This is a genomic window from Candidatus Brocadia sinica JPN1 (assembly GCF_000949635.1).
GTDB lineage: Bacteria > Planctomycetota > Brocadiia > Brocadiales > Brocadiaceae > Brocadia > Brocadia sinica.
In genome coordinates this window covers 3,178,409-3,197,830 of the sequence record NZ_BAFN01000001.1, presented here as the reverse complement: position 1 = coordinate 3,197,830, position 19,422 = coordinate 3,178,409, and the positions used below count along the sequence as shown (strand labels likewise).

18 protein-coding genes are annotated in these 19,422 nt (G+C 44.7%); 4 read left to right on the top strand and 14 right to left on the bottom strand.

What is annotated here, in order from left to right; all coding sequences use genetic code 11:
• The first annotated feature begins 427 nt into the window (after nt 1-427).
• Entirely contained in the window at nt 428-1,381 is a 954-nt protein-coding gene (locus tag BROSI_RS14530) for a carbohydrate kinase family protein (protein ID WP_052564517.1), read from the top strand.
• 347 nt (nt 1,382-1,728) lie between these two features.
• Here the strand turns inward: BROSI_RS14530 and BROSI_RS20855 are convergent, their stop codons facing one another.
• The 3 genes from BROSI_RS20855 to BROSI_RS14515 all read right to left on the bottom strand — a co-directional run bounded on the left by BROSI_RS20855 (nt 1,729) and on the right by BROSI_RS14515 (nt 3,333).
• Complete coding sequence (locus BROSI_RS20855) at nt 1,729-2,109, bottom strand: DUF11 domain-containing protein (RefSeq protein ID WP_230400696.1); 381 nt, start codon at nt 2,107-2,109, stop codon at nt 1,729-1,731.
• Nucleotides 2,004-2,951 carry a DUF11 domain-containing protein gene (locus BROSI_RS14520; RefSeq protein ID WP_052564515.1) on the bottom strand — a complete coding sequence of 316 codons (948 nt, stop codon included), beginning with the start codon at nt 2,949-2,951 and terminating at the stop codon, nt 2,004-2,006. Before BROSI_RS14520 ends, BROSI_RS20855 begins: the two co-directional genes overlap by 106 nt.
• 133 nt (nt 2,952-3,084) lie before the next feature.
• A complete protein-coding gene (locus BROSI_RS14515; protein WP_052564514.1) occupies nt 3,085-3,333 on the bottom strand; it encodes a hypothetical protein in 249 nt (82 codons plus the stop codon).
• Between the two features lie 279 nt (nt 3,334-3,612).
• Between BROSI_RS14515 and BROSI_RS21060 the strand changes: the two genes are divergently transcribed.
• The gene (locus BROSI_RS21060) at nt 3,613-3,735 is read left to right on the top strand and encodes a hypothetical protein (RefSeq protein ID WP_261338856.1); all 123 of its coding nucleotides are present in this window, start codon (nt 3,613-3,615) and stop codon (nt 3,733-3,735) included.
• A gap of 89 nt (nt 3,736-3,824) precedes the next feature.
• Here the strand turns inward: BROSI_RS21060 and tatC are convergent, their stop codons facing one another.
• From tatC to BROSI_RS14465, 9 genes are all read right to left on the bottom strand, one after another.
• The gene (tatC, locus tag BROSI_RS14505) at nt 3,825-5,171 is read right to left on the bottom strand and encodes a twin-arginine translocase subunit TatC (protein ID WP_052564512.1); all 1,347 of its coding nucleotides are present in this window, start codon (nt 5,169-5,171) and stop codon (nt 3,825-3,827) included.
• 304 nt (nt 5,172-5,475) lie between these two features.
• Nucleotides 5,476-6,261, bottom strand: a complete 786-nt coding sequence (locus tag BROSI_RS21055) for a TonB-dependent receptor plug domain-containing protein (RefSeq protein ID WP_261338903.1) — start codon at nt 6,259-6,261, stop codon at nt 5,476-5,478.
• Nucleotides 6,227-7,015, bottom strand: a complete 789-nt coding sequence (locus BROSI_RS21050) for a TonB-dependent receptor domain-containing protein (RefSeq protein WP_052564510.1) — start codon at nt 7,013-7,015, stop codon at nt 6,227-6,229. The genes BROSI_RS21055 and BROSI_RS21050 overlap by 35 nt, the downstream gene beginning before the upstream one ends.
• 178 nt (nt 7,016-7,193) lie before the next feature.
• Nucleotides 7,194-7,715, bottom strand: a complete 522-nt coding sequence (locus BROSI_RS14490; protein WP_052564509.1) for a TonB-dependent receptor plug domain-containing protein — start codon at nt 7,713-7,715, stop codon at nt 7,194-7,196.
• A 247-nt stretch (nt 7,716-7,962) separates the two neighbouring features.
• The gene (locus BROSI_RS20225) at nt 7,963-8,193 is read right to left on the bottom strand and encodes a hypothetical protein (RefSeq protein WP_162183246.1); all 231 of its coding nucleotides are present in this window, start codon (nt 8,191-8,193) and stop codon (nt 7,963-7,965) included.
• Nucleotides 8,194-8,521: 328 nt separating this feature from the next.
• Entirely contained in the window at nt 8,522-11,149 is a 2,628-nt protein-coding gene (locus BROSI_RS14480) for a multiheme c-type cytochrome (protein WP_052564507.1), read from the bottom strand.
• A 3-nt stretch (nt 11,150-11,152) separates the two neighbouring features.
• The gene (locus BROSI_RS14475) at nt 11,153-12,286 is read right to left on the bottom strand and encodes a family 1 encapsulin nanocompartment shell protein (RefSeq protein ID WP_052564506.1); all 1,134 of its coding nucleotides are present in this window, start codon (nt 12,284-12,286) and stop codon (nt 11,153-11,155) included.
• 295 nt (nt 12,287-12,581) lie between these two features.
• A complete protein-coding gene (locus tag BROSI_RS14470) occupies nt 12,582-14,885 on the bottom strand; it encodes a hypothetical protein (RefSeq protein WP_052564505.1) in 2,304 nt (767 codons plus the stop codon).
• 247 nt (nt 14,886-15,132) lie between these two features.
• Complete coding sequence (locus tag BROSI_RS14465; RefSeq protein ID WP_052564504.1) at nt 15,133-15,450, bottom strand: DUF2325 domain-containing protein; 318 nt, start codon at nt 15,448-15,450, stop codon at nt 15,133-15,135.
• 354 nt (nt 15,451-15,804) lie between these two features.
• On the opposite strand from BROSI_RS14465, the gene BROSI_RS14460 reads away from it, so the two are divergent.
• Together BROSI_RS14460 and BROSI_RS14455 are read left to right on the top strand one after the other, a co-directional pair.
• On the top strand, nt 15,805-16,482 hold the full coding sequence (locus tag BROSI_RS14460; RefSeq protein WP_052564503.1) for a DUF1326 domain-containing protein: 678 nt from the start codon (nt 15,805-15,807) through the stop codon (nt 16,480-16,482).
• A gap of 154 nt (nt 16,483-16,636) precedes the next feature.
• Entirely contained in the window at nt 16,637-16,858 is a 222-nt protein-coding gene (locus BROSI_RS14455; RefSeq protein ID WP_052564502.1) for a hypothetical protein, read from the top strand.
• Between the two features lie 342 nt (nt 16,859-17,200).
• Here BROSI_RS14455 and thiC read toward each other — a convergent pair whose 3' ends face one another.
• Both thiC and BROSI_RS14445 read right to left on the bottom strand, forming a co-directional pair.
• Entirely contained in the window at nt 17,201-18,475 is a 1,275-nt protein-coding gene (gene thiC, locus BROSI_RS14450; protein WP_052564501.1) for a phosphomethylpyrimidine synthase ThiC, read from the bottom strand.
• Between the two features lie 104 nt (nt 18,476-18,579).
• Entirely contained in the window at nt 18,580-19,386 is an 807-nt protein-coding gene (locus tag BROSI_RS14445) for a pseudouridine synthase (protein WP_052564500.1), read from the bottom strand.
• Nucleotides 19,387-19,422: the final 36 nt, after the last annotated feature.

Sequence of the window (19,422 nt, the reverse complement as noted above, 5' to 3'; positions counted from 1 at the left end):
TTTTAGACTTATTGGACTACTATTTTTCATAGATCTTCTCCTTCCCACCCTACACTAAACTATATATGGGAAAGTGTCCAACTATTATTGGCACAGAGGTATATTGTACATTAATAACCGTGCAAATGGAGAGCATTCCAGATTAAAAAATAAAGCGGAGAGTATCCCTTAAGGGACACCAGTAACAATGCCCTTTTAGGGCTAGTGAGCCACTAGCTACGCTGGTAGTACTGACTTGATGCTAAGGAATTTTAAAGTAGATTGTTCTTATCATGTCATTCCCACGAAAGTGGGAATCCCGACGCTTTTTATCTGGATTCCCGTTTACACAGGAATAACAGAAAAAGGTAATGTCGTTTTGTTTTGCAGAGCAAAACAAAACCTAATTTAATATCAAAGATTTATTAGTCTAAGAAGGAGGGACTAAATGAACATTCTTGTTTCCGGCTCATTGGCTTACGACAGGATTATGGACTTTCCGGGAAAATTTTCTGACCACATACTTCCAGACAAGATTCACATGCTCAACGTATGTTTTATGATAAACGGTTTAATGGAGAATTTTGGAGGCACAGCCGGCAATATTGCTTACGCACTTTCGCTGCTTGGTGAAGATCCAACCATAATAGCCACCGGAGGACGCGACTTTGAACCTTACAGAAACTGGCTAAAAAAGAATAAAATTTCCACAGAGCACATTAAAATTATCAATACGGAACTCACTGCCGGTGCATATATAACGACTGATCAATCAGACAATCAGATAACCGCATTTAATCCCGGCGCGATGAAATTCAATTCCGAAGTTAATTTTGATTTCGTGATACCCGAAAAGACCCTTGCGATAGTTGCACCGGGAAATCTGGGCGACATGGTTAATTTTTCAACTCTCTATAAAAAGAAAGGGATTGATTACATATTTGATCCCGGGCAATCCCTTCCTGCCTGGACACAAGAGCTTTTGACGGAGATGATACATGGTTCAAAAATCCTGATCTGTAATGACTATGAGCAGCAGTTAATTCAGGAAAAAACCTCCATGTCGATCGACGATATTTTAGAAAAGACCAAAACACTCATCGTAACAAAAGGAGAATTTGGTTCCGTTATCATGGTTAAAGAAAATAACAAAATCAGAAGCATTGATATTCCCGTTGCCAAGGCGGAACAGATAAATGACCCTACCGGGGCCGGTGATGCTTACAGGGCTGGGTTAATCAAGGGGCTCATGGTATCAAAAAATAATGTCGTTCATGCCGCGAAAATAGGGGCCGTTTGTGCTGCCTATTGCGTAGAAGTATATGGGCCCCAAAATTTTCATTTTACCCCCGAATCATTTAATAAACGTTTTGGATCCGTTTTTGGGGAAAGGGCTTTCTAAACGGACAGCAAACAGTAAAACAAAAAATGAATCGCGGTCGTGAATCTCTGGTCAATAACCTTACACGCCTTTATTGTTGGTCCGTCATCTACTGCCATTGCACAATCAAGTCTTCTCGCCAACCAGAGAGCTTCGGTCTCCCCGGCTTCTATCCAGAAATCACGCCGAATCTTTTTAATCTTTTCTGCCCTTTTCTATAGCTTACTGCCTCCTGTAAGTATTGTCCATTTTCGTTATTGCATCCCAGACAACTTCACTTCTATTCTTTTTTAATTCTTTTAATATCTTATCTATTTCTTCAAAATGAACGCAAATTTACCCGTATCCCCCTGCAAACCGGTAGCAGTTTAGTATTGCCGGGTTGCTTCGGTTTCTTTTATGGGGCGTTGGAATTGATCGCTCCCAAGTTCAGCAGTAAAGCGCACATCTCCGGATGCAATGGACTTGACAACAATTTGCCATTTGGCCGTATCCTTCGGGGATAGCGTGGCCAGAGGATCCGTTACAATGGTATTTCCTTGCGCTTGGCCATTCGTTGCGCCGACGCACGACACGAACTGCTGGCTGGGTTCGAGTGTGCAAACGATTTTTACGTTGGTGAGCGTGGTCGAACCTTGATTGATCACACGAAGTTCGTAGGTGTCTTGATGGCCAACTTCAATGGGGTCCTCAAGGTCAATAACTTCAAAAAGAACCGCCGGTATGCCTGAGACGCGGGTGCGCACCATGTTTCCACCGGCTGGGCGACAACTCCACGTGCGGAGGATTCAAACGTCAGGGAACCGGATTGCTGCACATTGAAGTTTGCGCAGAGTTGTTTGCTTGACCCGGGTACAAGATTGGAGATGCGCCAGACCACGCGACGCGCAGCTGCGTTGGTTTCGCCGGTTGATCTGACAAATATCGCACCTCTGGGGACCGGTAGCTTTACGGTGACCAACTCGTCCGGTGCATCACCGATATTCTTTACCGTCAGACAAACTTTCACCGGACGGTTAACAGTAACAGCGTCCGGCGCGTTGCACTCGATTATCAGGACAGGAGCGCGCTGGTCCGGGCCAAGGTCTTCGACCCAGAAATTGCAACAGAGCTTAGGCGTTACACAACGGTAACGACGGCCTTTTGAATAAAAAGAGAATTCATATGCGTCGATCGGCTCATTGCCCATCCAAAGTACATCACGGTGCAGAATTAATTCGCCGTTCTTGCGTGCGGACATAGCCGGCAAACGGGCACCGATGGGTATCTGCAATGGTGTAATCGGCGCGGTTGCTGCAGCGAGGTAAAAATCCTCAATGTCGCCCTGCCAGCCGTCGCATAGGCTTACAATAACAGCAATATCGGCCCTGAGCTCTTCCGAGGAAAACCGATTACGCAGATCCTCCGGTGTGTGGATTGGGTCGGCAAAACGTGTGGTGGGATGACCCAATCGGCGTGCAATGTGTTGAGCATAAAGTGACGAGGACAACACTATTATCAGCACTATCAATGATAAAATGTATGTGAACAGCTTCTTGAACAGAAAAATCTGCAGTTGACTTGGATGTCTTCCCAATTTTTTGCAAATCATAATTTAGAGCAATTTTATCTGAATGGTTTGGGTATTGTTATTTGTTCCTTTTTCGTTATCGTTGCCATAATCTTGCCTCTATAGTTAATATTACCTGAATTATAGTTTTACTTATCTAAAAGTCAATCATCAGTTACATTTCCGGCAGAAGGATGCTGATCTGAACACCAGGGAAATGGGTGAGATTGAGTTCTCTCTCTTTCCCCCAAGCCCATTGAGGAATTATGGAGAGTTTTGCAGTTCCCGAGCGGATGGAGCGTTTGCCGTTCCATTGATTGACAAAACGCCTTACGGCGGTAAGGCCGTGACCTCTTCCTTTTTCAGCATGTCGTAACACGCCGTGACGCAAGGCCTTTTCAATGGCACCAAGGTCATATTTCAATGAAAACCCCTCAGATATTTTTCTGTTATCTGCGGTTTCGACGGCTTAAGCGCGAAATAATCACCAGCAAATCTGAAGAAATCCGCCCGTTCAAGGTATTTGATGACTTCTTCTGATTTTGGAAGACGCAGGGTTTTTTGAACATTACCTTTTTTAAGAAGTTCTCCCAACCCGAGAAGGCCAACCATACCATAGGGATCAATAAAGGTTATTTCCTGGAGGTCGATTTCCTGCGATTTTTCAATACTATACAGCGACTATTCGAAGGTGTCTTCCGTTATGAGTGTCAAGGGTAAAGAGGTATGTATCTGCCCCATTGAGGAAAATAAAAAAGTAAATGTCGGTATTAAAGAAGGAATAATAAAAATTGAGTATCTAAAAACCATACTTATGACACTTTAATGTTGATTTTTAAAATCGTTCGGCTGAACGTTCACGGCGAAATCTCACATCATAGTTCGTAAATCGTACTTCTTTAAAGCTGGCAAGCACTACTTCATTTCTTTCGGTTCGATCAATACACCTTCAGACCAATTAATGACAGACCCGATGTCAACGGGTTCGCCGCCAATGGTCATTTTGTGTTGCCGTCCTTCCAGTAACTTTTTCTCTTCGCCCTCTAATAATAATGTAGCCTCACCCTTTACAGCCGTCACGATGGTAACAAAATCCCTTGCCTGGATATTCAAAGTGCCCTTATTTGTTTTAATCCGTCCGTTCGGGGTATCAATTTCTAATGGCACTTCTGATTCCTTTACAGAAATGAGGACTTGCCCGGATTTCAGCTGTATTTTCAACGGGTCGATAAAATGCACTTCGGTATTTGAGTCCATACCCAGATCGATACCTTTCTTTGTGGATAAGGCAGTCCTTCCCTCGCTACCGGTTTTTAGGGTAATACCACTCTGGAAACTGGTATGGTTTGATACTTTATTCCATTCCTTACCTTCCGGATACAAAAAATGAATTTCACCATGTGTTTGTACCAGATTGATTTCTCCGCCCTTATGCGTCAAATAAAAAAATACTGCAACTACGAGTAACGATCCACACCCAACAATCGAACCTAAGTAGACAAATCCCTTTCGTGTGGGTCTGGCAATAAGTATTCCCAACTCATAGAGGACGATCATGGGAACGGCTGTCATGGTCTGCGTAAAAGGGTCCGGTGGCGTGACAATGGCGGCAATAATGAATATTACCAGAATGGCATACTTTCGCCACTTTATAAACTTATCCGGTGTAACAAATCCGATCCTGGAAAGGAGCAGCATAACGAGCGGTAACTGGAATACCAATCCCAACGCCACGGTCAGCAGGAAAACAAATGAGACGTAATCCTTCATGGTGATGATGGGTTGAATACCCGGACCAAGGATACCGATCAGGAATTGCAGACCAAAAGGGATGAGCAAAAAATACCCGAAAAGCCCCCCCACCACAAATGCCACATACGAGACTGGGAGAAATAAAAGCACATACCTCTGCTCTCTTTTATAGAGTCCTACGCTCACAAATTTCCATATCTGATAAATGACAAACGGATAGGCCAGGAAAACTGATGTTATAAAACACAGCTTCATGTAGGCATAGAAACCCTCCTGGTAACTGAGTACCTGCAACTCAGTTGACAAACCGACCTTTTCCATGGCAAACTTATGGGGTCTTTTCGCCATATCCAGTATCTGTACCTTGAAAAACCAGCACAATATGAAACAAAAAACAATGGCGATAATGGAATAGACAACCCGCCGCCGCAACTCTTCCAGATGTGCACCTAATGACATCCGGATATTTTCAATTTCACTTGTTACTTCGTCTGTCTCTGTCTTTTCCACACCAGATCCTCATTGGATTTTGTCGATTTCACACTTATTATCTTTGATAATCGCGACAAAAATAAAGATTTTATAATACAGCCCTCTCCTTGAAATTACAAGAAACAATTCATCGGGCTGTTTCGGTTCAATCGGGGACGATTGAACCAGCGGAGGAAAATGAAGAAACTGTACTACCTTACAAATATTACTATCACGCAATTATTGAAATTTTTAGGGGAAATATAGCCAAAGGTATGAGAGAGTTAAGCAGGGTATATACAGGACGTTCGATAAAGAATTGAAAGAGGATTTTTCGTGTGTGTTAAAACTGATAGCTCAATCCAACAAAAAATGTTCGTCCGGGTCTGGGGAGATCGTCCGGTATAGCCATGGGCCCCGGGTCGCTATAGTCCTTGTCGAGCAGGTTAAACACCGTCCCCTGCACCTCCATGGTCTTAAAGAACTCTTTTGCAATGATCGAAAGATTAAGCAGTGCATAAGCCGGCAAGTCGTCCCTGGGGTTATCATCTTTCCGGGAACGGGTCCCGCTGACGAAGGTGCTCAGGTTGGTATTGATATACTTCCAATAATGCACGTTCATACCAAAATTGCCCTTGTGCTGAGCAACGGATGGCAGATCGTTTCCGTGATTATCTTCCGGATTTTGGAAGGTATAATTCATAAAGACATAATTATCTTTTGTTATATCCACCCTGGTCTCCATCTCAACACCCTGGACATGGGCATCCCCAAAATTTTCAAAACGTGCGGGTTCATTAGCAGATTCAGCAGTACGTAAGACAATGAGGTCCTCGATGTCATTATAGAAATAATTAACACTGCTGGTAACATGTTTGTTAAACTGGTAACTTAATCCAACCTCGTATGTTCGAATCGTTTCAGGATCTAAATCCTTATTTCCCTCAATAGCAGGCTGGTTGGTGGTAAACATCTCTTGAAAATTAGGTGGGCGAAAGGCCTCTCCGTAAAGCAGTTTTAGTGATGCGTTCTTCATAAATGCCCATGTTAAACCCGAACGTGGACTGGTCGCACCGCCAAAATCACTGTATTGATCATGCCTTGCCCCCCAGGGTGAGGTGTAAGGTATCAGTAATGTCCCAGGTATCCTGCAGATAAACCAACCATATCCTTCGTGTAGCTTCTTCCAAAAAGGGATAAGAATCCGAAAAATTCTGGATAGAATCCAGAGGCTCCAGTGTTACTGGATGAAAATTGCTCAAAAAATGGACATTGGTTTGATTGATCAAACGATATTCCAGTCCCAGGGTAATGATATTTCCATCGAACAATTTATAATCAAAGGGAATCTCTGTACCGACAATCTTCTCAATCACCTTGCCGTTTCCAATAAGTCCATCGGGATAACGAGTATCGGGGAATCCGTCACCGTTCCTATCCAGAGTTCCACCCTCCGGTAATGATTCAATGTAAATATTGTCATCAAATTGATCATAATAGACCCTGGGTTTTACGGTAAATCTTTCCTCAAAGGTTTTCCTGTACCCGGCATCAACAAAGACATAGTTAGTTTCCACATCAGACTCGTCATTCAGAGCAAATTGAGGACCGATAAAAGGTCCCTTATTTTTATTAATGTATAACCCCTCAACGTAGAAATCTTTGTATGTAACTCTTAGGTTCAGGTCGTATTCCTGCCTCCCGTCATGCACCCTTCCCGGAGCCTGGGAGGCTGCCGGGAAATTGAAAGGAGGAGGTAAAGAAGAACTGATGTTATCATTTATTGTTTGTCTATCCCTCTCGACAATACCATCAAAACCGGTGGTCTGCCTGTAACGGGCCATCCCGGAGAACTCGACCTTGCCGCATGTCTTACCAAACACAACATTTTCCTCGTACGTATCGAAACTCCCGTAACCACTACTCAGCTTTACGCCGTCAATATCCTTCGCATCTATCGTAATAATATTTACGACCGCTAAAAACGCATTTTCACCATAAACAGCGGAACCCGGGCCACGGATGATTTCTATCTTTTTTATATTTTCCAGGGGGAAATCGTCAAATAAAGTAAATGCCCCCGCCGCTGAAAGGATTATTTACGAGATGTCCATTAAGCATCACCCGTATTTTCTCTGAACCTATTAGTCCCCGCACGTTGGGGACTACAGCCCCAAAGGAATCATCCTTTAAAATTTCAAATCCCGGTACCGTCCTTAAAATTTCTACAAAGGTGCGATACCCCAAATTCTTAATGTCCCGGACGGTAATTACGGTAACAATGCTGGGAGCCTTGCCGATGGGGCTTTCGTGTCTTGTAGCAATTGCTACTTCCTCCCCAAATCCAAACCAGATGGCTTCGGTTACGAGTTCTTCCGCAACGGCAGCCTCCACATCACGTGTATGTTTCTCCTTTTTGCTGGAGGTGGTTTCAACTGACCGGGTTGTTCCCAATATCAAAGTTGAGGACGTGTCTGTGCCTTCGGCGAGAATTTTGGGTGAAATAAAAGGAACGACGCTTAGGAGTAAAATGCCTGATGACAAGAAGAACGGAAACAGACCATTTGTTGTCCATTTGGTCATGGGGCATGCTCCCTAAGACATTATTGATAGGTTCGCTCCGCTTAATCCAACGATGAACAAAAAAACCAGTTAGCTAATTCGCTTTTTTCGCATCATATCCTTTATGAAAAATGCTGCCAATGAAAAACCTTGTCATTTCAGAATTTCTGCAGCTACCAGGAATTACTGCATTTACTTTTGGTAACAATTTAGTTTTTGAAAAACCCCAATAAATTAGTTCGCATCGATAAGCGAACTGAAGTTCGCACTACAATCGCGACTTTGAATTCCTTATCTTCGGCGACTTTTTGGGAGAAAAAGGTAGGAGCCGTCTCCTGACGGCGATTGGTAATTCACAACGGCTTGCAAGCGCCACAAGTCGCCAACAGGAGACGGCTCCTACCTGTATAACTTTGAAATTTCTTGTACGTGAACTTATCGCCTGCTGCGGACTCTTTTCTCCCACAAGATATGACACAATTTGTACCTCTGTGTTCATTTATTATTTACCCACCCCTGCCCCTCCCAAGAGGGGAATAAATGAAATCCCCTCTCGGGAGGGGTAAGGGGTGGGTTCTTCATCGGATAATTTCAACATTGGTAAATTGGGTTGAGGTACAACTCGAAGAGAAAGCAAAGCTCAACCCTCCCATTCCCTGTTTGTGCCGGCAGGGCAGACAGGCCGCCTTTCCACAAACCCGCATTAAAAAAATGAAAATTCCTATACTATCAAGTTAGTCCCCCTTAGCAAAGGGGAATTCAGGGGGTTGTTACCCTTTTCAAGGGGGATTTGGTTGTAGCTATGCTGTACCGGGTGATCCTGTGGTTTATTTTTTTACTGCATCTTCAATGTTCTTTAAACGCTGTAATTTCAACGCTTCGTCCCGGATACGGGTCACATTGCCCATCGTTTTGGCAGTGCCCCACCACCAGCTGATGTCCTGCTGGGCATGGGCGGTGCCCTTGTATCCCTGCAGGTGGTTCCAGAACCACATTTCCACATACTCCCGTTCTACACCACTTGGATTCCCGTCGTTCCGGGTAAATATGGCATAGGCGCCAAGAACCGGACCAAGAACCGGCAAGTGGCCACTGGTCTTTTTAAAAAGGCTATAAACTTCGGTACCTAATTTCTCTGGACCAAGCACCTTGACGATTAAATCACTTAAGGGAAACGGTGGTCTTTCCTCCGGAGACGGTTTAACCATATCTTTGGCAAAGAGCTCTTCCACAATGAGCTGTGCCTCATCAATCCTCCGCCATGATTCAAACATGTATTGATCCAGAGAATCAAGCCACATATCAGAAAACCTGATGCTATGACACCTTGCACACATTTCTATCCACTGGCGGCGTTTCTCCTTGCTTTCTGCTGAGTATATTTCAAGTTTCTTATCCATGGGTGGTATTTTTATGCCATACGGAAAATCCTTCAGTCCGGATTTAAACTCTACTTCTTTGGGAGGAATGACACCCATGCGCCATATGCCCTTGGTTTCTACATTCATCTCCCACCGCCCATCACCCACATACATATGGCAGTACTGGCAGGTCGGGGCAAGGTAATCTTTACCGGGGATCACATCAGAGAGATTCTTTTCCCAATCCCACAGTTCTCCGGTCGTATGATATATCACACCCCATTTGGAATGTTCGTAACTCTCCCAGTCAGGGTGGTCTGGCCCCATATGACAGCCTGAACATGCCTCGGGACGGCGTGCCTCAGCAGCCGAAAAGCGATGCCGGCTGTGGCAGTCGTCGCATGATGACATATTCTGATGACACTGGTCACATCCCACCATAGAGTACCCTTCACCACGTCTATAAAGTTCAACATACCACGGAACGGATACACTTCCCTCCCAGCTGTGAGGATGGCTCGGTTTTCCATACTCCCTCCCTTTTGCAAACTCCTGTGCCTGTTTCGGATGGCATGCGCCACATGAATTATCGACTGTTGGCATAAAAAGATTCTCATGATCATCACCATGACAATAGGAGCAGTAAACACCATCCTTTGTCCCCGGCTTCCAGTTGTTCAGTTCCTTACCGATCAGTTCCTCGATTTCCCGGGTCTCTGCGGCGACTTCCGGGTTCTTCCTGGGATTGGCATGATTGGACACCTTCCACTCATTCACAATGCCAGGCGAGGATTCCTCGTGGCATTCAACACACTGGTCAGGTCTGTACTTTTCCAGGAGCCTTTTATAATCCTGGCTATCAGGCGGAAGATAATGTCTGGCTGGATTAAAATAGGTGTACAAAGGGATCGGTTTATAAAATTCGCCCCAGGGGCCGTCACCCTGGCTTAGTCCGACAAACTCTTCATACAGGCTTTTCAATAATGGATCCTGGTATGTCAAAGACCCCGGTAACGTTTCAAGGGTAGGAGGGGGACTTTCAGAAGGAGGCGCTTGAAATGCGATTCCACTCCCCGCCTCGACTGGCGGAATGGGGAACTCAGGGAGCGCTTGAGCCCGGGGGATATTCCTGCCCCCCCCAGAAGGGGAAGACGTTCCCTTCATCGTTATTTTTGGCTCTCCCTTTTCCACCACGAAAATCCCAAACATGCCATTCATCATGTGCTCATGGAAGTGACAGTGAAACGCCCAGTTGCCTGGTCCGACATCTTCACCGGCAATAAAATCTAGGACATAGGAAGTAAACGGTACCAGACCGATGTTATCGATAAGCTGCCCACTGGCCCGATCTACCCAGCGGTGGCCGTGGGTGTGAAAGGTATGCTCCTCCTCTGCAGAATTTATGAGATGAAACCGTACCTTCTCTCCCATCTTTGCCTTCCAGAGCAGACCAGGGAAGGCGGAACTGTCCCCTTTCATAAACTCCATATCCCCTGATTTGTCATTAAAGGTTTCATATTCCTGCCCATTGACATGAAATGTATGCATGAAGACGACAAACTCTTTGTCTGGAGGGTTAGCGTCACCCCCTTTCGGTTCTACAATGAGTGCGCCCCATAATCCCCTATATAATCCCTCTTCTCCTCCTTTTTCAAATGCGTGGGTATGATAAAACCACGTACCCGGTGTACCTGTGGTGTCCCATTCAAAGGTTCTTGAATTCCCTGGCTCCACGATACTCGTGGGATTTCCTGCAATATGGGCGCCATCATTGGCTACGGTATATTTTACTCCATGTGGATGCACGGAGGCAGGAACGGTTAGCTTATTGGTGAGATGGATTCTGATCTTTGTCCCTTCTCTCACCTTGATGGTGGGACCCGGTACGGTGGGTTTTTCTCCCTTCAGACAATACCCCCAGCCATCAAAGAATATCCCGGGTCTGAGTTCTATCGCTACAGGCCTGGCCTCCATCTCCAGGTCAACGATTCCATCCTTTCCAGCAAGGCAGGGAATCTCAGCGTATCCATATCGAAACCAGAGGGAAAGGAGTGCAAACACTACTATTAAGTAAGTCCCTAACTTAACAAACATGACTTACTCCACTGTGCAGATGGCTTGAGGGCATTTAATTCTGAGCGCCGAACTCCCTACAACTCTGAATCGGTGATTCAAATCCTGGGGACCCCAATACTCTACTGTATAATTTGTTCCTACGGCCAGATCCAGGTTCTGCCTCCCCGTTGCTACTACGAGCGCAACGTCCTTTTTCAGTACAGGACTTTGATATACACCACCTTTCACCAGCTCTTTTACACCGTCTATTTCTAATTTTCCTGTACGCTCATAAACCTTATGGAGGAGGGCATAAAGCCTTGGGTTTACTACAAGGGCATAAGGGGGAAGAAAACCGGCGCTTCTCAGTTTCTCCACAGCCGATACGACATCCTGAAAACCATTTCCTATCACCGACCAGTCACCGAGCTTCAGGATATTCCTCCCAGGAGCATTCAAAAGTCCTGCCATATTCATCTCTGGGCAACCATTAAATATAAGATCGTCCTCCCTGACAGCGGCAGCAACAGCCGCACCAATCGCCGCACTTACATCCAACGGTATCTCGCATTTTTTGCTGGCCTCTATATCCCGCCAGAAGAGCCAAAAGTCTTTGTAAATAAGAGGTATATGGGCAATATCTCTCTTTAAAGAGTGAATGGCTTCATTGCCCTCACCGAGCATATCAACACTGGCCCAGGAAGGAATACCGTAGGTATCCAGAGGAACACATTGGGCACCTGTCCCGAGGGGGCCGTAAACTCCAAGAAACTTCCTTCCCACAAGATGACTCTCAATTGTCTCATGGACCGCACGTTGCATCTTCTCCCAATCTTCATGTCCAAGATGCACTTCTGAAGTAATTCCCGCAAACCCTGGCTCCTTCATCCCGGAGCGTATATCTCCTTGCGGACACGCACCAGGTGCTTCTCCCATCTTTCTGTAATCAGGCGGGGCCACTGGCGTTGTATGGCACACAAGACAGCCCTGCTTCAAATATTCACAATTCTTATGTTCCTTTCTCAATTCCTGTGAAGTGTGACACGAAAGGCAATCGTCTTCTTTCGCACACGCTGCAAAAACAGACGAATCCAATTGTGGAAGGCAAAACATCGCGAGCAGGGCAACAACCCCTGTCAAACCATGAAATGTTTTAAATTTATTTGCCGCACCCATAATCTTTCCTCCTTTTTAGAATTTTTATCCAGGATATTAGACAAGTTGTTATGCTCCCAGGTTAGTTTTAATTTTATTGAATCGCAAACTTTACACTATTTAAGACGTGTAACTGAATGATTTGCCTATAATTACATCAATTTATGATAATCAATTCATAATTTGTTTACATTCGAGTTAAGAATAATCACTAATAAGTTGATCCAACTTGCAATAGAAATGCCAATGGATAGAAACTACAAACCAACACGAAAATGAATAGCCTTTGAAGGTCAACATCCTTTTTAAGACTTCTTTACGGGTTTAAAGATACCCCTACCTTGTGTGATTCATAATCATTTTCTTCCAGGGGAATCACATATCCGTTTCTTGCTGCAAATTCCAGGGTGCCCTTTGGGAGGAAACGATAGATAAGTCTGGCTGTTATGGTAATTTTGCTGGTATCAATTGTTTGAAACTCATAATGTGTAGTGTCTGTTTGGTTTGCCTTAATTCGTGTATCGTACAACTCTTCCACAGCATGGGCATACAAGATGTCATAGAAAAAGGGGCTGAGTTCGTCGTTGTCTACTATCATTCTATTGTGTTTCATAAAGATCTTCCCTGGTTTTCCCGCATAATCCCCTTTACCTTCATAGTAACCGTCAGGAAAATTTCCACCCGGTGTGTCTATGACCTGATCGTTGCTTTGAGAAAGAACGGTTCCCGATTGAGTTGCCTCCACAAGCAGAACAACATTTCTCTGGGTCACTCCCGAAGGATAGGTGTGCCCTGTATGGGAGTTTATGAGGTTTACATCAAAACTCAGGATACCATCCTCTACCTTTGTGTCGGTAACCGTAAGATCTACTGCCCAATCCAGATACCTTTTCCTCTTCCCCGCTGTCAGATTCTGGTTGGTTCCTTCAAAACGGTGGGGATAGATTGTTCTGGGATCACGTTTAGTAGCGTACTTTCTTTTCTCTTCCGAAATCATGAAAAAGGGGTCGGTAATTTCTCTATAATCTGCAATTGACTTACCAATGGTTGGATCCGGCGGCGGATCCTTCATGTGGCAATCCTGGCATTGCAGTACCTTTCCCACGTAATTGTTTACGGGATAATCTTCTTCCAGTCCGCTGTATCCGCTAAAACGCCATTCCCGGTAAGTGTCCTCACTCCAGAGGATGCGTTCAATTGCATCGCCCTTCGGCTGGTTATTCCCGTCTAAGGGTTGCAGATAGAGTTTCCTGGCATCCTGATGGCAGGGTGAGCATATTTCACTTTTTTTAAACTGAGCGGCATAGGATGCCTGCATGCTCTTATAGATGACATCGTCAAATGGCCCAAACATGACCTTGCCCTCCCGAGATGATTCAAGTAATGGGTCAGGGCGCAAGAGATTTACCTTATAATTTACCCCCGGTTCTGTCCAATACTCTTCCTCATCACGAACCGAATGCATTTTATGACAAAAATCGCAGTGAACACCCTGTTTGTCTACAAAGGAGAGTTTATCTACGTCAGTCAGTATCCCTGCCCGCATATCCCATAACGGAGTGACACCATCGCCCTGTACCTTCGATGCGTAGGATGGCGAATGACAGTCAGCGCAATCGTGGATATGTCCCGCATCTCCCAGAATCATGTATCGCCCTGTAGCATCTTCAAATATCTTTCCCTTATCGCCCACAAATGCAGGGTTTGGGTCATTAAAGATGGAAGGGTCCGTAAAATTGGCACGGTCACCGGTGACATACCATGCCGTGTAGAGGAGAAAGACAAGCTGGTTAATGGGATTAACAGCCGCATATGCCATATCACTGTCTTGCCAGTCATTGTAAATAGTACTGTGACACTTTTCGCATGATTTGGAGGATCGGTATTCGTATGATGGATGATCTTCCGCCGAAACGAGGGAAAGGGTAATGGTAACACTGTTGTTGTGCCCCAGGGTTATTTCTTTGCCTGCATTTTTATAACCTTCCTTACCTGCGGTGATCACAATAACCTGACCGGAAATACCTTCATAATCTATGGCAAAATTTCCATTCTCACCGGAAAGGATAAATTTGTCGTCTTCTTGTGGGTAATAACTGATATCATCTGTGTTAATATCCGCAACGCCTTGAATCCGCACACGTGCGTTGGTGAGGGTTCCTGTACCTTTATCCGATATTTTTTCATAAATGGTTCCTGTTAAAGTCCACTTTCCAGTGTTGCCAATAACAAAGCGGTCTTTCCTTTTAATTTCATCCTTTGCGTTTTTCCCGCGCAAGGTTATGTGAATGGTTATCTTGTCACCGATGGGGTAATTTTCGAGGGGTGCAAGGCCGGTAAAGGCTGTCAGGTCAGAGTTCCAAATCAATGGATATTTGGTTTTATTTTTTGTCTGATGAGATTTTAAGGTAAAGAACGATTTTTTTATTTCCCGGTAATCAAGAATATTCTGCGTTACCTGGACGTAAAGGGTATCAGTCGTAAGAAAGGCATGATCATCTGTTGAGTAATCTGCATTTCTGCTGAGGACGTGTGACACGCCTGCAAAGGAGTTTTTACAGAATAAGGATATGGTTATTATAAAAAGAATGAGGATAAGTATTTTTTTATAGTATTTCATAAGTTTTCCTTGCATAGGAATTTCATTTTATTTAAACGGTTTTATTGCTTGTTTCCTAACTGAGTTTGAGACAAGCAATAAAAAAGCCGCTGCCAAAAGCGGCTTAATTCAATAGTATAGGAATTTCAAACTTTTCGCCCCCCCTTAATCCCCTTCACTGAGGGGGACAGACAACTGTCCCCCGCTGGCGGGGGGAAGGGGGGTGGAATTTTGCCGTAAAAAGGTGTACGTGTAAGTCGCCGAAGGCCTAATTCAAGAGAGCTTGCAATCCAACTTTTCTCAATTGTTGCTGACACTCCTTCATTTTTTGATAAATAGATGACCATGACCTTTTTGCATAAACAACGGGAATTCTTCTGTTCTCGGCAAGATTCTTTATTTTGTGGGCAAGGTTATGATTCACAAAATCGTACAGCACAATAATAAAATCCATGGTTTCCGGAATTCCATCCCGAATCTTCTGCCCGCTTCTGCCCGTTACGTGTCGAATCTCCGTAACCCCGATTTTATCAAGCTCCTTTGGGATACTTCCTAAATGGTCTCCCCCGACAATAAGTACAGACATTTTCTACCTCCTCTTGAAAAAGGTTTCTCGGCTCTGCCTGGAGCGGAGTCGAAGTGTGACAGAAAACCTCAACATTTAAATTTGCAGAATATTTTGATTGTGAGACTCAGTCTCAGCTAATATAAACAAAAATTATGAGATGTCAATAAAAAAATTTCTTTAATTCTTATCAAAACATTTTTTGAGAATCATGTTGTTGTCTGATTCGGACTTCAATGTTTCCCGTCCCTTCTATCTTGACAAAGGCCTATGACATGATTATGCTATTAGCATTGCGGAGGAAGAAGGTATCTCATTGACTTTGTTTCATAACGTAATAATCTTGTATTTCATTTTCAGAGGAGGAAACGGACGATGAAGATCAGTTATGTGTTGGCAGGATTCGTAGCTATTTTTCTGTTATTGGGTGTCTCCAATGCCGTTTTTGCCAGTCCTGCCTGGTCAATCGAAGGTGAGTATTTTGAGGGATGTACCTGTAATCCTGGTTGTCCGTGTTTGTTTGGAAGTGAACCGACCCATAATAAAACGTGTAAGATTAGCGGTGTCTTTCATATTAAAAAGGGGAATTACGGGCAATATACATTAGATGGTCAGACCGTTATCGGCATAACAGATTTGACAGCGAGAGCGGACAAGAATTGGATTGTTTTTTACCTTGATGAAAAGGCCGCAGCCGTCCAGAAAAACGCATTACTGGACATTTTTCAAAACAATGTATTCGGCTTTGCAAAAGTTCCCCCGGAAAGGATTACGGTAAGATATGTGCCTATGCATGTGGAGTCTTCCCAATGGCGCAAGAAGGCGATTGTAGCCAATAACCTTACCTTAGACATTGAGTTACTCCATGGCGCAGGAGATCCTGGTAAACCCACTCAAATTGTGAACAAGAATTTTTCAATCTGGGCAAAGGAATTTGATCTGACATTGGATATGGGAAAGGCTGTTACCCATCGATTCCAGGAAGGCAACCAGGAGTGGAATTACGATGGACGAAGCGGATTTGCTACTGCATTCCACTTTGCCGGTAATTAAAAATCTTTATCAAAGATTTTTCATGCGCCACTGTTAGCCAAAACCCAGAAGAAATCAGAGAAACTGCTTAGCGGTAGTTGGAAACAACGCAGATTGTCCGGACGCTCTTTTTATTTTTTTAAACTAAAATTCCAAATCGTAAATTGAAAAAGAGATGAAAACCCTGCCAGTCATGGCCTTGCAGGAGATAAAGGATCTCACGAAGAGACTAAAGATTAAAAAAACTACAAAAGGGATTCAAAAGAAAAAACCCTATGGTGTCTTTAATGAAAAACGGACTCCTTCGACCATGACGAAGGAGTTGCCTGCGTTGTCTGATTGGATGGCTAGGGAAGGTACAACGCACGTGGCGATGGAGTCCACCGGGGCATATTGAAACCTATCTGGAACATCCTGAGAGAGAGATTTACAGTACCGTTGGCAATGCAAGACACATCAAACAGATTCCTGGACGGAAAACTGACATGAAGGACTGCGAATGGATTGCACAACTGCCTCAGCATGGACTCTTGAACCCTGGCTTTGTACCACCCGCTCCTATCCGGTGCTGGAAGAATAAAAGAGAGCGATAGAGTATCAACAATAACCCTGAAATTGTTTCAGGGTGTGGTGTTTTCTTTGAAACCTGTTCCTGGCAGGTTCATGAATCGTCCTTGAGTTCTGTTCCTGACTTCGATTGATTAGTCGACACAATTCCTTTGAGGTAAATTCTATAACTTTATACCTTATCGCTGAGTTTAAATACACAATATTCAGCGCACATGGAACAGACCTCGTCGTTTTGGGGTCGTCCCTTTTCACGGATATTTCTCGCTACCGTGGGATCAATACACGTGCTAAACTGTCCTTCCCAATTCCTCTTTCGTCTGAATTGCGACATCTTCTTATCCCATTCCCACGCCGATTGAATCCCCTTAGCAATATCAGCAGCATGGGCGGCAATCCGCGCGGCCATCACACCGCTTCTTACGTCAGAAGGGCTAGGGAGGCTCAGGTGTTCTGTCGGGGTTACATAGCATAGGAAGTCTGCCCCAGCAGCAGCGGCGATAGCCCCGCCAATGGCAGATGTAATATGGTCATATCCGGGAGCAACGTCTGTGACAATTGGTCCGAGCACATAAAAGGGTACCCCTTTACAGAGTTCCTTTTGTAGTTGAACCTGTGCAATCACCTGATTTAACGGTACGTGTCCGGGTCCTTCCACCATAACCTGCACACCGGCATCCAGCGCCCTTTGCGCAAGTTCCGCAAGTACGTTTAGCTCGTACACTTGTGCACGATCAAACGCATCTGCCAAAGCCCCCGGCCGCATGGCATCGCCCAGACTCAGGGTCACGTCATATTCTTTTGCTATGGCCAATATCTCATCATATTCTTCATACAGTGGATTTTCCCTGCCGTTATGGATCATCCATTCTACCAAAAATGTTCCGCCACGGCTTACCACGCCGCAAATGCGTTTGTTTTCTTTCAGATGCCTGAGCACCCCTTTTGTGGCGCCACAATGCACGGTAATAAAATCCACACCGTCCTCACAATGCAACCGTACTGCCTCAAGCATGTCTGTTGCGGTCATATCGACAATCGCGCGCTTGTGCTGAACGGTCTTGACGGCCGCCTCATAAATGGGCACGCTTCCTACTGCAATAGAGGCCGATCCGATAATCTTTTTCCGTATTGCTCGTAAATCGCCGCCGGTGCTAAGATCCATTACAGCATCAGCGCCCGCTTCTTCCACTGTCCGTAACTTTTCCATCTCGTTAGCAACGTCAGCATAATCGGCTGACGTTCCTATATTGGCATTAACCTTGGTTTTAAGCCCGACACCAATACCACAAACCTTTGATGCCTTGCGTTTGCGGTTCACGGGGATGACAATCTTACCCTCAGCGATACGTAGCCGGATATATTCAGGATCCAGACCTTCATCTTTCGCAACCTGTTTCATCTCTTGTGTGGTGATGTTTTGTCTGGCCAGCTGTAGCTGCGTCATATTTTCCTCGATTTCTATTCTGAAAAGTTTAGCCCACCACAGAAAACACGGAGGTCGCAGATGTTCTCGCGGAGAAAAGGTGATTTTTTCATAAGGGTATTTCCTTATAAATCTTTACCAGTTTCGACACGGTGCCCTCTTTGCGTTCTCTGTACGTCTGGTGGTGAACTATTACCTGTATCCTTTGCATCAACTCTTTTCGCTATTGCATAAAGCCGCGCCACTTCGTGATCTGCCAATTTCCGATATTTGCCGATTTTCAAGGCGGGATCATGCAAATTACCAATTTTTATCCGCCGCAGGATGCGTACCTTATAGTTACAGTCAACAAGCATACGACGGATTTCTCTGTTTCTGCCTTCCTTCAACACCATCTCAAATCTGCTCCTTTGCCTGCCTCTTCGTACATTCTGAACCCTTACAGGCCGTGTTTTGCCGAAGGAAAGCCAAACCCCGGACTCCAGTGCCTTAATTGCCGCATCTGTCAGGTATCCATCTACCTCTACAAAATAGGTTTTCCTTACTTCATGCTTTGGATGAGACAACGTGTTTGCAAGGTCACCATCGTTGGTTAGGATAATCAGACCTTCGCTTTCCTTGTCCAGCCTTCCGATGGTATATATCCTTTGAGTCACATTTTTTATGATATCAACTGCCTTTAACCGATCCAGTTCATCACGGTTTGTGCACACGTAGCCTCTTGGTTTATTGAGCAAAAAATAAATCTTGCGTTGTTTTTGTATTAACGACCCATCACAACGTATTTCACTTTTCTCTGCATCAACAGTTGTACCCAGGGATGCAATGCGTTTCCCATCAACAGTCACCCTCCCCGCCGTAATGATTTTTTCACATTCGCGGCGTGAACCGACTCCTGCCTCTGCCAATATTTTCTGCAAACGTTCTAACATGAAAAATCTTTATCTGCTGTTTATCTTTATAAATGA